The organism is Streptomyces sp. NPDC057963 (genome assembly GCF_042887155.1).
In the GTDB taxonomy this organism is placed as follows: domain Bacteria; phylum Actinomycetota; class Actinomycetes; order Streptomycetales; family Streptomycetaceae; genus Streptomyces.
In genome coordinates, this window is record NZ_JBHVPX010000004.1 from 1 (window position 1) to 15,240 (window position 15,240).

Annotated in this window: 16 protein-coding genes; 9 read left to right on the forward strand and 7 right to left on the reverse strand. The window is 71.4% G+C overall.

The features are described 5' to 3' along the window. Positions 1-179: 179 nt before the first annotated feature. The gene (locus ACFVT1_RS10280; protein ID WP_389794087.1) at positions 180-491 is read right to left on the reverse strand and encodes a hypothetical protein; all 312 of its coding nucleotides are present in this window, start codon (positions 489-491) and stop codon (positions 180-182) included. A 107-nt stretch (positions 492-598) separates the two neighbouring features. On the opposite strand from ACFVT1_RS10280, the gene ACFVT1_RS10285 reads away from it, so the two are divergent. The 4 genes from ACFVT1_RS10285 (at position 599) to ACFVT1_RS10300 (ending at position 4,545) form a co-directional block, all read left to right on the forward strand. Further along, entirely contained in the window at positions 599-1,072 is a 474-nt protein-coding gene (locus ACFVT1_RS10285; protein ID WP_389794088.1) for a hypothetical protein, read from the forward strand. A 239-nt stretch (positions 1,073-1,311) separates the two neighbouring features. After that, the gene (locus ACFVT1_RS10290) at positions 1,312-2,550 is read left to right on the forward strand and encodes an Ig-like domain-containing protein (protein WP_389794089.1); all 1,239 of its coding nucleotides are present in this window, start codon (positions 1,312-1,314) and stop codon (positions 2,548-2,550) included. A 179-nt stretch (positions 2,551-2,729) separates the two neighbouring features. After that, on the forward strand, positions 2,730-3,815 hold the full coding sequence (locus ACFVT1_RS10295) for an ABC transporter permease (protein ID WP_389794090.1): 1,086 nt from the start codon (positions 2,730-2,732) through the stop codon (positions 3,813-3,815). A 46-nt stretch (positions 3,816-3,861) separates the two neighbouring features. Then, positions 3,862-4,545 (forward strand): ABC transporter ATP-binding protein, encoded by a 684-nt coding sequence (locus tag ACFVT1_RS10300; RefSeq protein ID WP_389794091.1) that lies wholly within the window; start codon positions 3,862-3,864, stop codon positions 4,543-4,545. A gap of 136 nt (positions 4,546-4,681) precedes the next feature. Here the strand turns inward: ACFVT1_RS10300 and ACFVT1_RS10305 are convergent, their stop codons facing one another. Next, the gene (locus ACFVT1_RS10305) at positions 4,682-5,125 is read right to left on the reverse strand and encodes an RDD family protein (protein WP_389794092.1); all 444 of its coding nucleotides are present in this window, start codon (positions 5,123-5,125) and stop codon (positions 4,682-4,684) included. Between the two features lie 451 nt (positions 5,126-5,576). On the opposite strand from ACFVT1_RS10305, the gene ACFVT1_RS10310 reads away from it, so the two are divergent. Beyond that, a complete protein-coding gene (locus ACFVT1_RS10310; RefSeq protein ID WP_389794093.1) occupies positions 5,577-6,089 on the forward strand; it encodes a hypothetical protein in 513 nt (170 codons plus the stop codon). A gap of 16 nt (positions 6,090-6,105) precedes the next feature. Here ACFVT1_RS10310 and ACFVT1_RS10315 read toward each other — a convergent pair whose 3' ends face one another. After that, complete coding sequence (locus ACFVT1_RS10315) at positions 6,106-7,755, reverse strand: hypothetical protein (protein ID WP_389794094.1); 1,650 nt, start codon at positions 7,753-7,755, stop codon at positions 6,106-6,108. A 156-nt stretch (positions 7,756-7,911) separates the two neighbouring features. On the opposite strand from ACFVT1_RS10315, the gene ACFVT1_RS10320 reads away from it, so the two are divergent. After that, positions 7,912-8,082: a hypothetical protein gene (locus tag ACFVT1_RS10320; protein WP_389794095.1), complete on the forward strand. Its 171-nt coding sequence runs from the start codon at positions 7,912-7,914 to the stop codon at positions 8,080-8,082. Positions 8,083-8,344: 262 nt separating this feature from the next. Beyond that, positions 8,345-9,682 (forward strand): NADP-specific glutamate dehydrogenase, encoded by a 1,338-nt coding sequence (gene gdhA / locus ACFVT1_RS10325; RefSeq protein ID WP_389794096.1) that lies wholly within the window; start codon positions 8,345-8,347, stop codon positions 9,680-9,682. 39 nt (positions 9,683-9,721) lie between these two features. Here the strand turns inward: gdhA and ACFVT1_RS10330 are convergent, their stop codons facing one another. Further along, the gene (locus ACFVT1_RS10330; protein ID WP_389794097.1) at positions 9,722-10,153 is read right to left on the reverse strand and encodes a YrdB family protein; all 432 of its coding nucleotides are present in this window, start codon (positions 10,151-10,153) and stop codon (positions 9,722-9,724) included. Positions 10,154-10,497: 344 nt separating this feature from the next. Here ACFVT1_RS10330 and ACFVT1_RS10335 point away from each other — a divergent pair, with 344 nt between their 5' ends. Further along, positions 10,498-11,097 carry a TetR/AcrR family transcriptional regulator gene (locus tag ACFVT1_RS10335; RefSeq protein WP_389794099.1) on the forward strand — a complete coding sequence of 200 codons (600 nt, stop codon included), beginning with the start codon at positions 10,498-10,500 and terminating at the stop codon, positions 11,095-11,097. Positions 11,098-11,226: 129 nt separating this feature from the next. On the opposite strand, the gene ACFVT1_RS10340 is transcribed toward ACFVT1_RS10335, so the two are convergent. Next, positions 11,227-12,018, reverse strand: coding sequence for an integrase (locus tag ACFVT1_RS10340; RefSeq protein WP_389794101.1), 792 nt, complete (start codon positions 12,016-12,018; stop codon positions 11,227-11,229). A gap of 393 nt (positions 12,019-12,411) precedes the next feature. On the opposite strand from ACFVT1_RS10340, the gene ACFVT1_RS10345 reads away from it, so the two are divergent. Beyond that, a complete protein-coding gene (locus ACFVT1_RS10345; RefSeq protein WP_389794103.1) occupies positions 12,412-13,128 on the forward strand; it encodes a DUF4232 domain-containing protein in 717 nt (238 codons plus the stop codon). Between the two features lie 218 nt (positions 13,129-13,346). Here the strand turns inward: ACFVT1_RS10345 and msrA are convergent, their stop codons facing one another. Further along, the gene (gene msrA, locus ACFVT1_RS10350) at positions 13,347-14,012 is read right to left on the reverse strand and encodes a peptide-methionine (S)-S-oxide reductase MsrA (RefSeq protein ID WP_389794105.1); all 666 of its coding nucleotides are present in this window, start codon (positions 14,010-14,012) and stop codon (positions 13,347-13,349) included. A 92-nt stretch (positions 14,013-14,104) separates the two neighbouring features. Then, positions 14,105-15,208: a hypothetical protein gene (locus tag ACFVT1_RS10355; protein WP_389794107.1), complete on the reverse strand. Its 1,104-nt coding sequence runs from the start codon at positions 15,206-15,208 to the stop codon at positions 14,105-14,107. Positions 15,209-15,240: the final 32 nt, after the last annotated feature.

The window sequence follows — 15,240 nt, forward strand, 5'->3', positions numbered from 1 at the left end:
AACACCTGTTAGCCACCTGGACCGGGACCTGCCCCACCTGCCGACAACCCACCCCATGGCAGACCTACGACACCACCTAACAAAGCCCTACTAGGGCCTCTCGTCCGGATCACGCCGGGCTCGCGGGGTCCGGCCTGATCCGAACGGAAGACCCTGGATCCGGCGGAAGAACGGGCGCATCAGGCGGACAGGGCGTCGGCGCGGCCCACCGGGGCCGGTCCGGAGCGGCGTACCGCGTGGGTGACGAGCGCCGCGCCGATGCCCAGGAACGCCGTGCCGCCGATCAGATACGGGGTGGTGTCGACCCCGGTCCCCGTGTCGGCGAGCCCCGGACCGGCCGCGGCGCTCCCGTCGGCGCCGGCCGGCCGGCTCCGCGCGCCGGGTGCGGCGGCCGGATCGTCCGTCGCGTTGGCGGAGGGCACGAACCACAGGGCGGTCAGCAAGGTGCCCGCGGCGGTGGCGGTCAGGAGCGGGCGACGAGCAGCGGCCACGGAATCGATCCCCTTTGTACAGCCGTGAGTCGGGCCTGTACGCCGATGCTAGTGAAAGCAGCGGGTCGCGGGAAAGTCGCAGGTGCGGGGCGCTTACGCTCCGGCGCATGAGCACTTCTGAGTCAGCGCGCTTTGTCCGGCTTCGGATCGACATGGTGTGGGAGATCACGGACCCCGCCGCCCTGAGCGGTACCGCATTGGAGGCCATCGCCGCCGAGTACGGGGAACTCGGTGGTGGCTCCGCCGAGGAGCGCCGGCGCGCCGAGGCGGCCGTACGGGAGGACGGCGCGGAGGCCCTCGCTTCTCTCGTCGACCCGTTCGACCTGGTCAGCGGGGTGCCGGGGGTCGAACTCGCCCAGGCGTCGTGGAGCAGCGAGCTCGTCGACCACGACCCGGACTCCTGGGACCCCGACGACGAGGACGAGGCGGACGACGAGGCCTACGAGGTCCACGAGGCCGAGGAGGAGGACGAGGAGAACGGCGAGGGGGACAGTACGGGGGGCGCCGACGGCGTCCCGCACAATGGGGTGGAAGACGGCGAGCGCGGCGGCGTGAGCGGCGGTGCGGGACAACGGGTCTAGCAGGCGCGATGTGCCACGGCCCCGGCCCGCTCTCGGCGGACCGGGGCCGTGGTGCGTACCGGTCGCACATACGCGACCGGCGCCGGGAACCGCCGCTGCCGCGTACGCGTCGATGAGTGTTGTTCCCCACATCTTCCTTGGATGGGGAACGGAGGACCCTTTCCATGGGTTCTAGGACCATTGACGGGTTCCGCCGGTCGACGGCGGCTCTGCTCGGGGTTTTTGGGGATTCGGCAACGATGGAGAAGCGTGTGATGACGGGAAGCAAGCGGCGCAGGGGCCTGACGGCCGCGTCTGCACTGCTGGGCGGCGTACTGGTGCTCACGGCCTGCAACGGCGGTGGCGCCGACGGCTCGAAGAAGTCGCAGGCGGCCCAGGTCGACAAGGCGGCCGCCGAGGACGCGTCGGAAGCGCAGATAGCCATCGCGCCGAAGAACGGCGTGACCAATGCGAGCATCAACAACGACGCCAAGGTCACCGTCTCCAAGGGCACGCTGTCCGAGGTCACCCTGACCACGACGGCCGGTGCGCCGGTCAAGGGCACGCTCGCCGCCGACGGCAAGAGCTGGAAGCCCGACGTCCAGCTGGAGCGCTCGACCACGTACAAGATCAGCGCGACGGCCAAGGACTCCAAGGGCCGCGAGGCGCACGAGAATTCCTCCTTCACCACCGTGTCGCCCGCCAACAGCTTCATCGGCAACTTCACGCCCGAAGACGGCTCCACCGTCGGCGTCGGCATGCCGGTCTCGATCAACTTCAACAAGCCGATCACGGACAAGAAGGCCGTCCAGGACGGCATCACCGTGACGTCCAGCAGCGGCCAGGAGGTCGTCGGCCACTGGTTCAACTCCCAGCGCCTCGACCTGCGCCCCGAGAGCTACTGGCAGGGCGGCTCCACCGTCACGCTGAAGCTGGCGCTGGACGGCGTCGAGGGTGCGGACGGCGTCTTCGGTGTGCAGCAGAAGACGGTCACCTTCAAGGTCGGCCGCAACCAGGTCTCGACGGTCGACGCCAACACCAAGACGATGACCGTCACCCAGAACGGCAAGACGATCAAGACCGTCCCGATCTCTTCCGGCTCCTCCACCAACCCCACGTACAACGGGCAGATGGTGATCTCCGAGAAGTTCAAGGAGACCCGGATGAACGGTGACACCGTCGGCTTCGGCGGCGAGTACGACATCAAGGACGTGCCCCACGCCATGCGGCTGTCCACCTCGGGCACCTTCATCCACGGCAACTACTGGGGCGCGCGGTCGATCTTCGGCAGCGCCAACACCAGCCACGGCTGTGTCGGCCTCGCCGACGTGCAGGGCGCGGGCGACGCCAACCAGCCCGCCGCCTGGTTCTACAACAACTCCCTCGTCGGCGACGTGGTCATCGTCAAGAACTCGCCGGACAGGACCGTCACCCCCGACAACGGTCTCAACGGCTGGAACATGAGCTGGGCCGACTGGAAGGCGGGCTCCGCGGCCTGACCCGCGGCACCCACCCCTCCCGCAGTTCCCGCAGTCCCTTCCCGAATCCCGTACGGAGGCGGCGGCACCCGGATCCCACGGATCCCGCGGTGTCGCCGCCTCCGGCGTACGCAGGAGTTCTCATCCAGCACTCATCGTGGCTTTAACCCGTCATCACCACGCGTCCCTAGCCTCGCGCCATGTTCTTCACCTACCTCCGGCGCGAGCTGCGCCGCCGCAGAAAGACGGCGCTGGTCGTCGCCTCGGGACTTGCCCTGGGCATCGCGCTGGTCATCATCGTCAGCTCGGTCTCCGCCGGCATGAGCAAGGCCCAGGACAAGGTCCTGGAATCGCTGTACGGCCTCGGTACCGACATGACGGTCACCAAGGCCGCCGCCGCCCCCGGTTCCGGCAACGGACGCCCGAAGTTCGATTTCGACGCCAGGGGCAACGACGACGACGCGACGCAGAGCAGCGACCGGGTCCTGGTCCAGGGCTTCCAGACGCTGGCCTCCTCCACCGTCGATACGATCGGCAAGCAGGACGGGGTCTCGACCGCCGACAGCGGCGACGCCGCCGCCAACCTCTACATCCCGCTGACGCCCGCGCAGAAGCTCGCGGACTCGAAGGACAAGGTCACCACGGTCTATGTGGAGGCCGCGGACTCGCAGCAGATCGACCAGGTGAAGGCCACCGTCCAGAAGAACGTCCCCGGCACGACCGTCACCACCTCCGCCGACCTCGCCGACACCGTCTCCGGCTCCCTCTCCACCGCCTCCGACCTGGCCTCCAGCGTCGGCAAGTGGCTCTCCATCGCCGTTCTGGCCGCCGCCTTCCTGGTGGCGGGCCTGCTCACCTCCTCGGCGGTCAGCCGCCGCGTACGGGAGTTCGGCACCCTCAAGGCGCTCGGCTGGAAGAGCGGCCGGGTCACCCGCCAGGTCGTCGGCGAGGCCCTTGTCAACGGACTGCTGGGCGGGGTGCTCGGCATCGCCGTCGGTCTCGCCGGCGCGTACGCCGTGACCGCCATCAGCCCCACCCTCACCGCACAGCTCGGCGGCTCGGGCGGCGGTATGGGCGGCGGCATGGGCGGCGGCCGGTTCATGGGCGGACCGGGCGGACCGGGCGCGGCCAAGACGCTCGACATCGCGCTGACCGCACCTGTCTCGCTCTCCGTCATCCTGACCGCCGTCGTGCTGGCCGTGGCGGGTGGGCTGATCGCCGGTGCGTTCGGTGGCTGGCGGGCCTCCCGGCTGCGCCCCGCCGATGCCCTGCGCCGCGTCGCATAGCCGGCCCCGGCATCCCACCCCACCCCGTTCCCGCAGGAGTTGACCCATGTACACACTCAGAGACGTCACCAAGAGCTATGCGCGCGGCAAGACCACCGTCAACGCGCTCGCCGGTGTCGACCTGACCATCGAGGACGGCGGCCGGCTGGTCATCCAGGGCCCCACCGGTGGCGGCAAGTCCACACTGCTGCAGATGCTCGGCGGCCTCGACCGCCCCACGGGCGGCAGCGTCGAACTCGACGGTGTCGACCTCGCGAAGCTCAGCGAGGCCAGACTCACCACGGTGCGCGCGCAGAACATCGGCTTCGTCTTCCAGAGCTTCAACCTCATCCCGACGCTCACCGCCCAGGAGAACGTCGAGACGGCGCTCGTACCGCTCGGCGGCAGGGCGGCCGAGCGGCGCAGGCGGGCCGCCGAGGCACTGGACTCGGTCGGACTCGGCGAGCGGCTCGGACATCTGCCCGGCGAGATGTCCGGGGGCCAGCAGCAGCGGGTGGCGATCGCCCGAGCCCTGGTCAAGCAGCCGAAGGTGCTGCTCGCCGACGAACCCACCGGCAACCTCGACGAGTCGATGCGCGACGAGGTCATGGAGGTACTGGAGACCATGTGGAAGGAGCACGGCCTGACGTTCATCATGGTCACGCACGACAGCGCCATCGCCCGGCGGGCGCCCCGGCTGGCGACCATCCGCAAGGGCCGGGTCACGATCACGGAGAACGCGGCGGCCTGAGAAGGGGCGGGCGGGGCGCCGGCCGTCCGGCGGGTCCCTGCCGCCGACGGCGGGCGGGCCGGACCGCTCCCGTCTACGGCGGGCGGGCGGGCCGGTCCATCGGCGGTGTCCCGGCGGCCGATCGCGGCGGATGGCCTCAGTGGGGGGCGGCGGCGGTCCGGAGGACGGCGAGGTCGCCGCGCCGGACCTGGCGCAGGCCCATGGAGTCGGTGTGCCCGCTGGTCCAGAAGGTGCTGAGGGGGAGGGCGCCGGGTCCCGCGAGGTACGAGCGCAGCACGTACCACGGCTGCAACGGCAGCCGGCACAGCCCGTACAGCCAGCGCCGCACCAGCAGCCGGGGCCCCGGGCGCCCGGCGTCGGGCAGTCTGATCACCCGTATCCCCATGATCAGCTTGCCTGCCCCGCCTCCGGCGGCGGCGGTCAGGACCACCTGATTGAGGAACGAGAACGCGAGCGCCGGGCCGAGCAGCAGACCGGCGGTCTCGGGAACCCCGGCCGTGTCCACGTACGGCCGGGCCAGAAGGCCGGCGGTGACCAGGCAGAGGTAGCAGTCGAGACCGACGGCGAGATAGCGGCGCATGTCGCCCGCACGCGGCGGGACACGGGGCGCGGCCCGCTGCCCGGGGACGGGTGGGAGGGCGGGGAGGAAGTACGGTCCCGCAGGTTCCGGCAGTCCGTGTCCCCACGGCGGCCGGGCGGCCGGTAAGAGGGGCCGGGTCCCGCTCCGGGGGCGTCTGGGGCCCCGCGACGTCGTCATGACGGCATCATGTCCGATCGGCCGTCCCGGTGTGCCCAGGTCCGCGTACCCGGGCACTCCCGCCCCGATTCTCCCGGCAGGCCCGTGCGCCGTACCCGCCCCCTCGCACGTGTCTCGTCGCACGGATCTCATCGCGCCCACGTCCTCGCATGTGCCTCATCGCGCCGACCCCAGCGCATGTGCCTCGTCGTGCCGATGCCACCGCAGGTGTGTCGTCGCGCCGATATCACCGCATCGGCCACCGCACCGGTCCCCTCGCATTAATCTCGCAGTCATGACCGCCGCCGTCACCGCCATGATCACCGCAGTAGTCGGGGTGCTCGGCACTCTCTTCGCGCCGGTCCTCGCGCAGCGGCTGACCGACCGCCGACGCGTGGAGCAGGCCCGACTCGACGGCGAGCAGCGGAAGTTCGAGGACCGACGCGTCCAGTACACGGCCATGAACCGGGCCTCCCGGCAGTTCCACACGCTCCTCAAGGACGCCCTGCACCGCATCCGGGACGACGTCTACACCGAGCAGGAACGCACCCAGCTCGAAGAGGCCCGCCTCGACCACCGCGACCGCTACGCCGAGGCGCAGATGATCGTCCCGGAACGGATACTGCAGGCGTCCCGCGACCTCAACCGGGTCCTCGCCGCCGGTGACGCCGCCGTCAAACGCCTCGACCGGGGCGTGGCCCGCGACGGCGAGAGCGTCGAACGGGTCCTGGAGGACCTGAAGGCGGCCGACCCCTGCCTCGACACGATGCGGGGGCTGATGCGCCAGGACCTCGGCGTCACCGACTGAACCGCGCGGGGCGCCGTCAGCAGCCCCCGAACGGCCACAACCGGTAGCGCGAGTCCAGCCGGTACACGCCGCCCCGCTTCACCGTGAGCCGCGTCCACGCGCCGTCCTGCCGCACGCAACCGCCGCCGTCGGCCCGCAGCCAGGGGGAGTACGCGATCCGCACCGTCACCGACCCGGCCGCCGGCATCCGTACCACCAGGGAGGCGTCGTCCCCGCGTACGACGGTGCCCGGCGCGGAGACCAGCGGAACGGCGTCGCGCACCCGGTAGATCCGCCACCCGTCGTCCTGCCAGACCGGCTCCAGCCAGTCCGTCCCGCGCCGGACGACGTCCGCCTCCGCCTCCGCCGGGCCGTCCGGCCTGCCGCTGTGCAGCACCACGAGGCCCACACCCCACCGGTCCAGCCAGGCGCGGTACGCGGCCGGGGTCGGCCCCTCCCCGTAGAACAGCCGCCCGCGCTCCACATCGAGCTGCCGGTTCCAGCCGCGGGCCATGTTCACGTGCGGGGCGAGGACGTCCGCCTCCCGGTGATTGCGGGCCGGAACGACTTCCACCCGGGTCCGTTCGGCACCGAGCCTGCGCAACTCGGCGACCACACCGCCGGTGTGGGCCGCCCAGGCGGGCACCGTGCTGGAGACCCGCAGATCGTCATCGGTCTTGTCGACCAGCCAGCCGGTGTTGAACGCGAGCATCCCGACGAGCAGGACGGCCCGCAGCCGCAGCAGCCGGCCGCCCCGTGCCCACCCCGCCAGGACGGCCAGTGCCGCCGCGAGCAGCACGGGCGGGCCGGCCACCCCCACCAGCCGCTCCACGTTCGTCCCGATCGGCGAGGGGATCAGGAAGGTCAGGACGACACCGGCCCCGTACACCGCACTCGCGAACCGGACCACCCGCCAGCCGCCCTCGCGCGGCGCCCCCAGCCACACGGCCGCGCAGGCGGCCAGCGGCATCCACAACTTCCCCACGGCCATGGGCTGTTCGCCCGTGAAGGGGAACAGCACGGTCGTCGTCGCGACCACCACGAAGGGCGGTACGAGCAGCACGGCCGCCCGCCGCCACTGCCGGTCGAGCCCGTACGCCGCACCCACCACCACCAGGAACAGCCCCGCCACCGGGCTCGCCGCCGTCGCCAGCGCCGCACAGCCCGCGGCGACGCCCGTACGACGTCGCACGTACAACAGCGCGACCAGCCCGATCGCCACGCCCAGCGCGAACGTCGTCCGCCCGGACGCGACATTGCACCAGAGCACCAGCGACCCCAGCGCCGAGACCGCGGCCGGCCACCGCACCCCGCTCCGCACACAGAGCCGCCCCAGCGCCCACGACCCGCCGAGCCCGGCGGCGACGGTGACCGCCCGCACCCCGAACACCGCCATGAGCGGCGGCGTCAGCAGGCTGTAATTGGCGGTGTGCGTCCCTCCGTACCAGGAGAGGTTGTACGCGGACATGGGATGGCGGGACGCGAATCCGGCCCAGGCGAACTGCGCTGCCAGATCACCGCCGCCGGTGGCCAGCACCAGCGCCCACACCCCGTACAACGGCACGACGACCAGCACGGCGACACCCGGAACCCACCACCGCGCGGCCTCCGTGGCCGCCGGGCGCGGACCGGCACCGGACCGCTCGCTCCGCCGCTCGCGCGGCGCCGTCTCCTCGGTGATCCCCATCCCGCAAACCCTAACGGGGCCGTGAGAACCGCACGATGGTGGAGCGGGCTCCACCACGGATCAGGGGGATCGGTCCCTCGTGACGGCGGACAGCGGCCGGAAGGATGGAGACATCGCCGAACACCGTCGACACCATCCCCACCACGGAGGAACCCCATGAAGGCCCTGCTCTGGATCGTGCTCTGCGCGGCGCTCGCCGCGAACGTCTCCCTGAACTTCCTCGTGGGGGACAACGTCCTGAACATCGCGCTGAGCATCGTCTCCGGTGTGGTCGTCCTCGCGTCCGGAGTGGGGCTGTGGATGCAGCACCGCACCTCGCAGCAGTAGACCGGGTCCGCGGCGGGGACGCCCGAGGCGGGGCCTCCGAGGCGGGGCCTCCAGGGCGGCGGAGTCCACGATGGGGACACCATGGACGGATTTCCGGGGCCACTGGGACAATCGTGATGCCACAACGGTTCTGTACGTCGCTTTCGTGAGCGCAGAGCGCGCAATGTCCGGGCGACGCCCTCAATGGCGAGGGGGACCGCAGGTGCCTCCGGGGCGGAGGCACCTTCGCGCGCGATCCCGACCCACGGAAGGTCTTGACCACATGAGTGTCATCGAGCCGCTGTACGCGGAGATACTCCGTCGCAACCAGGGCGAGAAGGAGTTCCACCAGGCGGTACGGGAGGTCCTGGAGACCCTCGGCCCGGTCCTCGAACAGCGACCGGAGTTCGTGGACGCCCGGATCATCGAGCGCGTCTGCGAACCGGAGCGCCAGCTCATCTTCCGCGTGCCGTGGTCCGACGACTCCGGCGACATCCACGTGAACCGCGGCTTCCGGGTCGAGTTCAGCAGCTCGCTCGGGCCGTACAAGGGCGGGCTGCGCTTCCACCCCTCGGTCAACCTCGGCATCGTGAAGTTCCTCGGCTTCGAGCAGATCTTCAAGAACGCCCTCACCGGCATGCCCATCGGCGGTGGCAAGGGAGGCGCCGACTTCGACCCGAAGGGCCGCTCCGACGCCGAGATCATGCGGTTCTGCCAGTCGTTCATGACCGAGCTCCACCGCCACCTCGGCGAGTACACCGATGTCCCCGCCGGTGACATCGGCGTCGGCGGCCGCGAGATCGGTTACCTGTTCGGACAGTACAAGCGGATCACCAACCGCTACGAGTCCGGAGTCCTCACCGGAAAGGGCCTGGGCTGGGGCGGCGCCCAGGCACGCACCGAGGCGACCGGGTACGGCTGTGTGCTCTTCACCGCCGAGATGCTCCGCAGCCGCGGCGAGTCCCTCGACGGGCAGCGCATCGCCGTATCGGGCTCGGGCAACGTCGCGATCTACGCGATCGAGAAGGCCCAGCAGCTCGGCGCGACCGTGGTGACCTGCTCGGACTCCGACGGCTACGTCGTCGACGAGAAGGGTATCGACCTCGCCCTGCTCAAGGAGATCAAGGAGGCCGGCCGCGGCCGGGTCTCCGAGTACGCGGAGCGCCGCGGCGAACACGCCGTATTCGTCCCCGGCACCGGCCTCTGGAACGTCCCCTGCGACGTGGCCCTGCCCTGCGCCACCCAGAACGAACTCCACGAGACCGACGCCCTGGCCCTCGTGCGCAACGGCGTGAAGGCAGTGGCCGAAGGGGCCAACATGCCCACCACGCCGGAGGCCGTACGCGTCTTCCAGGAGGCGGGCGTCGCCTTCGCCCCCGGAAAGGCGGCCAACGCGGGCGGCGTGGCGACCAGCGCCCTGGAGATGCAGCAGAACGCCTCGCGCGACTCCTGGACGTTCACCCACACCGAGGAGCGGCTCGCGGAGATCATGCGCCACATCCACGACTCCTGCCACACCACCGCCGAGCGCTACGGCAGCCCCGGCAACTACGTGGTCGGCGCCAACATCGCCGGCTTCGAACTGGTCGCGGACGCGATGCTGGCGCAGGGACTGATCTGACCCGCCCGTCCGTTCAGTGACGGCTTCGGCCCGGCCGCCTCACGCGACCGGGCCGAAGCCGTTTCGGGCGGCCTCCACGGCACTGTGCGGCGCGCGGCGCCGAAAGGTCTCCGCCAGCCCCGTGTTCACGACCACCACCACCGCGAAGAACACCGCCCCCACCGGATGCCCCACCGCGTGGACCGCGTACACACCGCCGCCGAGCACCACCGCCTTGACCAGCAGAACCCCCGCGAGAGGCGGCCGGAAGCGGGCGCGCGGGGCGGCGAACAGCCACCAGACCGCGATGGCCGCCGCCGGGGTTCCCAGCCCCAGCAGCAGCCGGCCGGCCGTGCCGTCACCGGTGCGGAAACCCCACCGGCCCAGAGCGATCAGTGCCGCCAACTCGACGGCGAACGCGAGGAGTTCGTTGGCCATGAACCAGGGCCGGCCGGCCGGGGCGGCAGGGGTGTCGCGGCCTTCGTCCGTCATCGGTGAAAACTCCTCTTCGTACGGTGGCCGGTCCCCGCCGGGGGCGGTGGCCGACCGGGCGCGGATCTCCGCGGCCCGACAGCGCTGTCGGGACCGGGGAGTGTCCGGCGGATCCTGTGACGCCCCATTCTCGGCCGTGTCCCGCGCCGGACGCCCCCTCGGCTCACGATGCCATCGGCGCTGGGCGACGTGCCGGGCCTCGCGCCGGGCCTCGCGCCGGGCCAGAGCGGTTCCGGGCGCGGTTACGGTCGGCTCGGAGCCTTGCGGCTGAGTTCTTCCCCTGCCGGGGCGGCGGCCCTGTCAATGCGAACCGGTCCGTCTCGTTGAGGTGTTAGCCTGAGCCCATGCCCCAGGCCACGCAACCGGACCGCTCCCGGCGCAGCGAACGTTCGCGACAGGCGATCCTCGAAGCGACCCGTGCGCTGGTTTCCGAGGTCGGGTACGGCAAGGTGGCGATCGAGACCATCGCCGCCCGGGCCGGTGTCGGCAAGCAGACGATCTACCGCTGGTGGCCGTCCAAGGGCGCGGTGATCTTCGACGCCTTCCTGGCGCTCAGCGAGGGCGCCGAGGGGCAGGGCGCGGCGCTGCCGGACACCGGCGACATCGAGGCCGACCTCAAGACGGTCATGCGCGCGACGGTCGCCGAGTTCGCCGACCCGGAGTTCGAGAAGCCGATCCGGGCGCTCAACAACGAGATCATCAACGATCCCGGCCTTGCCGCGCAGTACCGCGAGAAGCTGGCCCGGCCGGTGGACGACGCCAAGAAGGAGCGGCTGCGCGGCGCGCAACGGGCCGGCCAACTGGCCGCGGACGCCGACCTCGACCTGGTCCTGGAGGTGCTCTACGCACCCCTGTTCCAGCGCTGGCTGCACCGCTCGGGCCCGCTGACCGCCGGGTACGCCGACTCGCTCGTTGACGTCACGCTGAGGGCCTTTCGGCCCTGAGCGTGCTTCCCGGCCTCCGACGCGGACCGTCCGGAGGCCGGAACCCAAGCCCGAAGCAGGCCCCCAGAAGCCGCGTCGCCCCCTGCCCCGGTTGTGCGTGATCGAAGGGGAGCCACGCTCCGGCGGCGGTCAGGCCCCGCCGAGGTCGGTGCAGTGCGCGATCGTCGCATCGTCCGCCGCCACCGCGTGGCGGGCCTCCGCCCGCCGGACACGGCGGATGATTTCGGCGGGTCCGCTCGATGCCAGGAGGGCCATGACCCCTGGCCAGTCGGCGAGCCCAAACCGATCCACGATGCGGCCGGCTCCGTTGCTGAGCAGGACGGCACCGGTCAGCTCGGAGAGCGGCCAGCTTCCGGTGATCGCTTCGTCCGCCGCCCGCGGGTCGTCCTTGGCCACCCAGAAGCCGCCCGGCCGGTTCCGGTTGGCCCGCAGATCTCGGAGGATTCGGCGGTACTCGTCGCTTCCCTCGGCGACGGCTTCGAGCGCGGACGCGTACGGGCGGCCGACGATCACCTCCCGGGGATCGGAGACGACGAGCGGCGCATCGTCCGCCCGGTCGAGCACGAGGACCGCGTCACCGAGCACCAGGTACTCGACGAGGCCGTCGGACAGGCGCAGGACGGCTACGGCCGCCGACGGGCTGATCGGGGCGGCTACGTCGCAGGTGTCCCGGTGATCGTCCGTCACCTGCTCGATGGCCTCGGCGAGAAGCTCCGCAAGGCTGCGGTCCCGCACGAGTGACAGGAGACCGAGGAGGCTGCCTCCCAGGCGGTTGGCGTACCAGGCCACGCCGTGCCGGCAGACCGATGCGGTGCCGGGGATGCCGGCACCGTCGATCAGCACCGCCGCCGTCGGTACGGCGCCGGTGAAGTCCTCGTTCGCGCGGCCGGTCCGCGCCGCGGCGCTCGTCGTCACTCGCATGCCCTGCCGCCGTCCTCCCGCCGATCGGTCCGCGCGCTGCGCTCAAGGGCCCGTCCGGATCACGGGCGGTCACGCGAAAGCGCCCCGGGCTTCATGAGCCCGCCCGCGGTGCCGGGTTGGTGGGGCACGCCGGGGCACGGCTGCCGGCCGATGCTCTCCGTACCTTCACCACCTTCATTCTCCGGCAAGGCGTTGTCATGTGCGACGGCAGTGCACCCGGCACGGACGGCTCCCCGAACGTGATCAACCCGAAGATCACCCCACGGGTCGGCCAACTGACAGCGCCCCATACGCCTGTGACAGAACGAAGACGTCGTGGGGGACCGCCTGTGACTCGGTGCGAGATACAAATATTTCTGACCGCACGCACCGCGCTGCTTCTGGGGGAACACTGTGAAGTACACCCGCATCACTGCTCTTGCCGCCATCGGCGTTGCCGCCACCCTCTCGCTCACCGCCTGTGGCAGCGACGGCTCCGGGAAGGACTCGTCCTCCAAGGGCTCCACGTCCTCGTCCTCGTCCTCGTCCTTGTCTTCTTCGTCCTCGGACAGTGGCTCGAAGTCGGACGGCGGTTCGAAGTCGGAGGGTGGCTCGGGCTCCGGGGGCTCGGTGGCCGGCAGCGCGAAGTCGGGCTCCGGTGAGGGTGCTGAGGCCCGTGCGGGTGCCGCTAACGCCGCGAACGCCGCGACGAAGACGGGCGGCAAGGTCACGTTCTGCAAGACGAAGGACCTGGCCATCGATGCCGTGGACGCCGCGCCCGACGCGGACTCCGGCAGGATCGACATCACCATGATCAACCGGGGTGCGACCACGTGCTCGGCGACGGGCTTCGCGGGTGTCGACATCAAGGATGCCGACCACACCTCGAACCCCATCGAGCGTGGCCATGCCCAGCCGCGTGTCACCATCCTGAAGCCGGGCGACGCTGCTGTCTTCGACCTTGCCTACGACATCGACAACACCGGCGGCAGCCTCGCGTCCCCGACCAACATCCTGGTGACGCCGCCGAACGAGACCCACACCGTGAGCCTGAAGTGGCCTGCGGGCGCGGGGGAGATCAAGGGCGCCTACACCGACGTCGAGGTCTACCCCACGCACACGACCAAGTAGGGGCGGTGCGCGCAAGGGCGCCTCGGGGCCCGTGGTCGCCTTCAGCGGTCGCAGTCGGTCGGCGTTCATCGCTGATGCGAAGGCGGCACGAGACATCCGCGGACCATCGCCCCGGTGGTTGTATCAGTAGGTGAGGCGGGGGCCCGCCGTAGCGCCTGGGTGTGGGCGTGCCCGACGGCCGACGGCAGGCGGGCACTCACCGGGCCCGGGGCAGCCTGTCACTCTCCGGCGGGAGCCACTCCCACGGGGCAGGAGACGCCCGTCCCGCCGATCCCGCAGTAACCCGCCGGGTTCTTGTCCAGGTACTGCTGGTGGTACGCCTCGGCGGGCCAGAACGTGCGGCCCTCCGCCGGGAGGATCTCCGTGGTGATCTCGCCGTAGCCGGAGCCCGTGAGGACCTTCTGGTACGCGTCCCGGGAGGCCGCCACGGTCGCGGCCTGCTCGGGGGAGTGGGTGTAGATCGCGGAACGGTACTGGGTGCCCACGTCATTGCCCTGGCGGAAGCCCTGCGTCGGGTCGTGGGACTCCCAGAACAGCTTCAGCAGCTCGGCGTACGGGACGGTCCGCGGGTCGAAGACGACGCGGACGGCCTCCGTGTGGCCGGTCAGGCCGGAGCAGACCTCCTCGTACGCGGGGTTCTCCGTGTAGCCGCCCTGGTAGCCGGCGAGCGTCGTCCAGACGCCGTCCGTCTGCCAGAACTTGCGCTCGGCGCCCCAGAAGCAGCCCAGCGCGAAGTCCGCCACCTCCAGACCCTCCGGGTACGGGCCCAGCAACGGGTTGCCGAGGACCGTGTGGTGGGACGGGACGGTGAATTCGGGGGCGGGGCGGCCCTTCAGGGCCTCCTCGGGGGCGGGGAGCTGCGGGGTACGGCGTTGCAGGAACATGCGGGGGCTCCTCGTGGGGTCGGCGTGCAGTGGGTACAACGCACCGGGAATGCCGTGGATTCCGCACCGGGAATGCCGTGGATTCCGCGCGGCTACCGCGGCAGCGTCGCCGGGCTGCCGCCGTTCGCCTCGTAGCCGGCGACCGCCAGCGCCCGGTAGACCGTGTACTCGGCGGCCGGGTCGGAGTTCTGCGTCCACGGCAGGGCGCCCACGTGGCCGTCGATGTGGACGAGCTGGTTCATCGCCTCCGACCAGCGCTCCATCCGGACGAGGAAGAGGACCAGCAGGTGCCGGACGTGGGCGAGCATCGGATCGTCCGCACGGGCCGCGTGCACCGCGAACAGGGCGCCCTCGACCGCCTTGGTCACCACCGCGCTCCGGTAGAAGCCCTGCACGAGATTGACCTCGGGCAGGTGCTCGTAGACCGCAAAGAGCGGCAGCGCGGCCAGCAGCGAGCCCTGCGGGGCACGGGCGGCGGCCGTGGTGGCGAAGCGGTCGGCCTCCTCGCGGGAGCCGTGCCACTTCTCGCACCAGTAGTGCAGCGCGGTGATGTGCGCGCCCATGTGGGCCGGGGCCCGGTCGATGATCTTCGCCCAGAGCTGGTCGAACTCCTCGTGCGAGTAGCCGAGTCCGCGGGCGACGGCCAGTTCGACGAGGTACGGGACGGGGTCGCCCGGCGCCAGCAGCGCGGCCTGGCCGCAGACCGTACGGGCCTCCTCCAGGATGATCCGGAAGTCGTCCGTCCCCGCAGTCGACGAACGCCACGCCTGCTGCACCAGGAACTCGGCGTGCACCGCCGCACCGCCCGCGTCCTTCGGCGCCTCGGCCCGCCACTTGCGCAGCCACGCACCACCGACACCGGGCTGCTGCGCCAGCTCCAGCGAGGCGGCACCCGCGAACGCCTGCACCCGCTGCCACCGCACCTCGCCCTCCTTCGGCGTACCGGCCAGCAGCTGCGAGGCCGCCCGCCAGTCCTGGGAGCGCTGCACGACATCGAGCACGTCGAGGAGATCCTGGTCCGGGCCCGGCAGCCGGACGTCCAGTTCCTCCTGGCGCACGAAGCCGTAGGTGTCCGGATCGGCGGCGTCCGGCGAACCGGGCGCGACCTGGCGGATTCCGCCGCGGCGGCGCAGCACGAAGGGGCCGACGACCGCGGCGAGCATGCAGAGCGCGAGCAGGAACCAGAGAATCTCCATGCCTCCATTGTCACCGGACGGCCCTGAAGCCC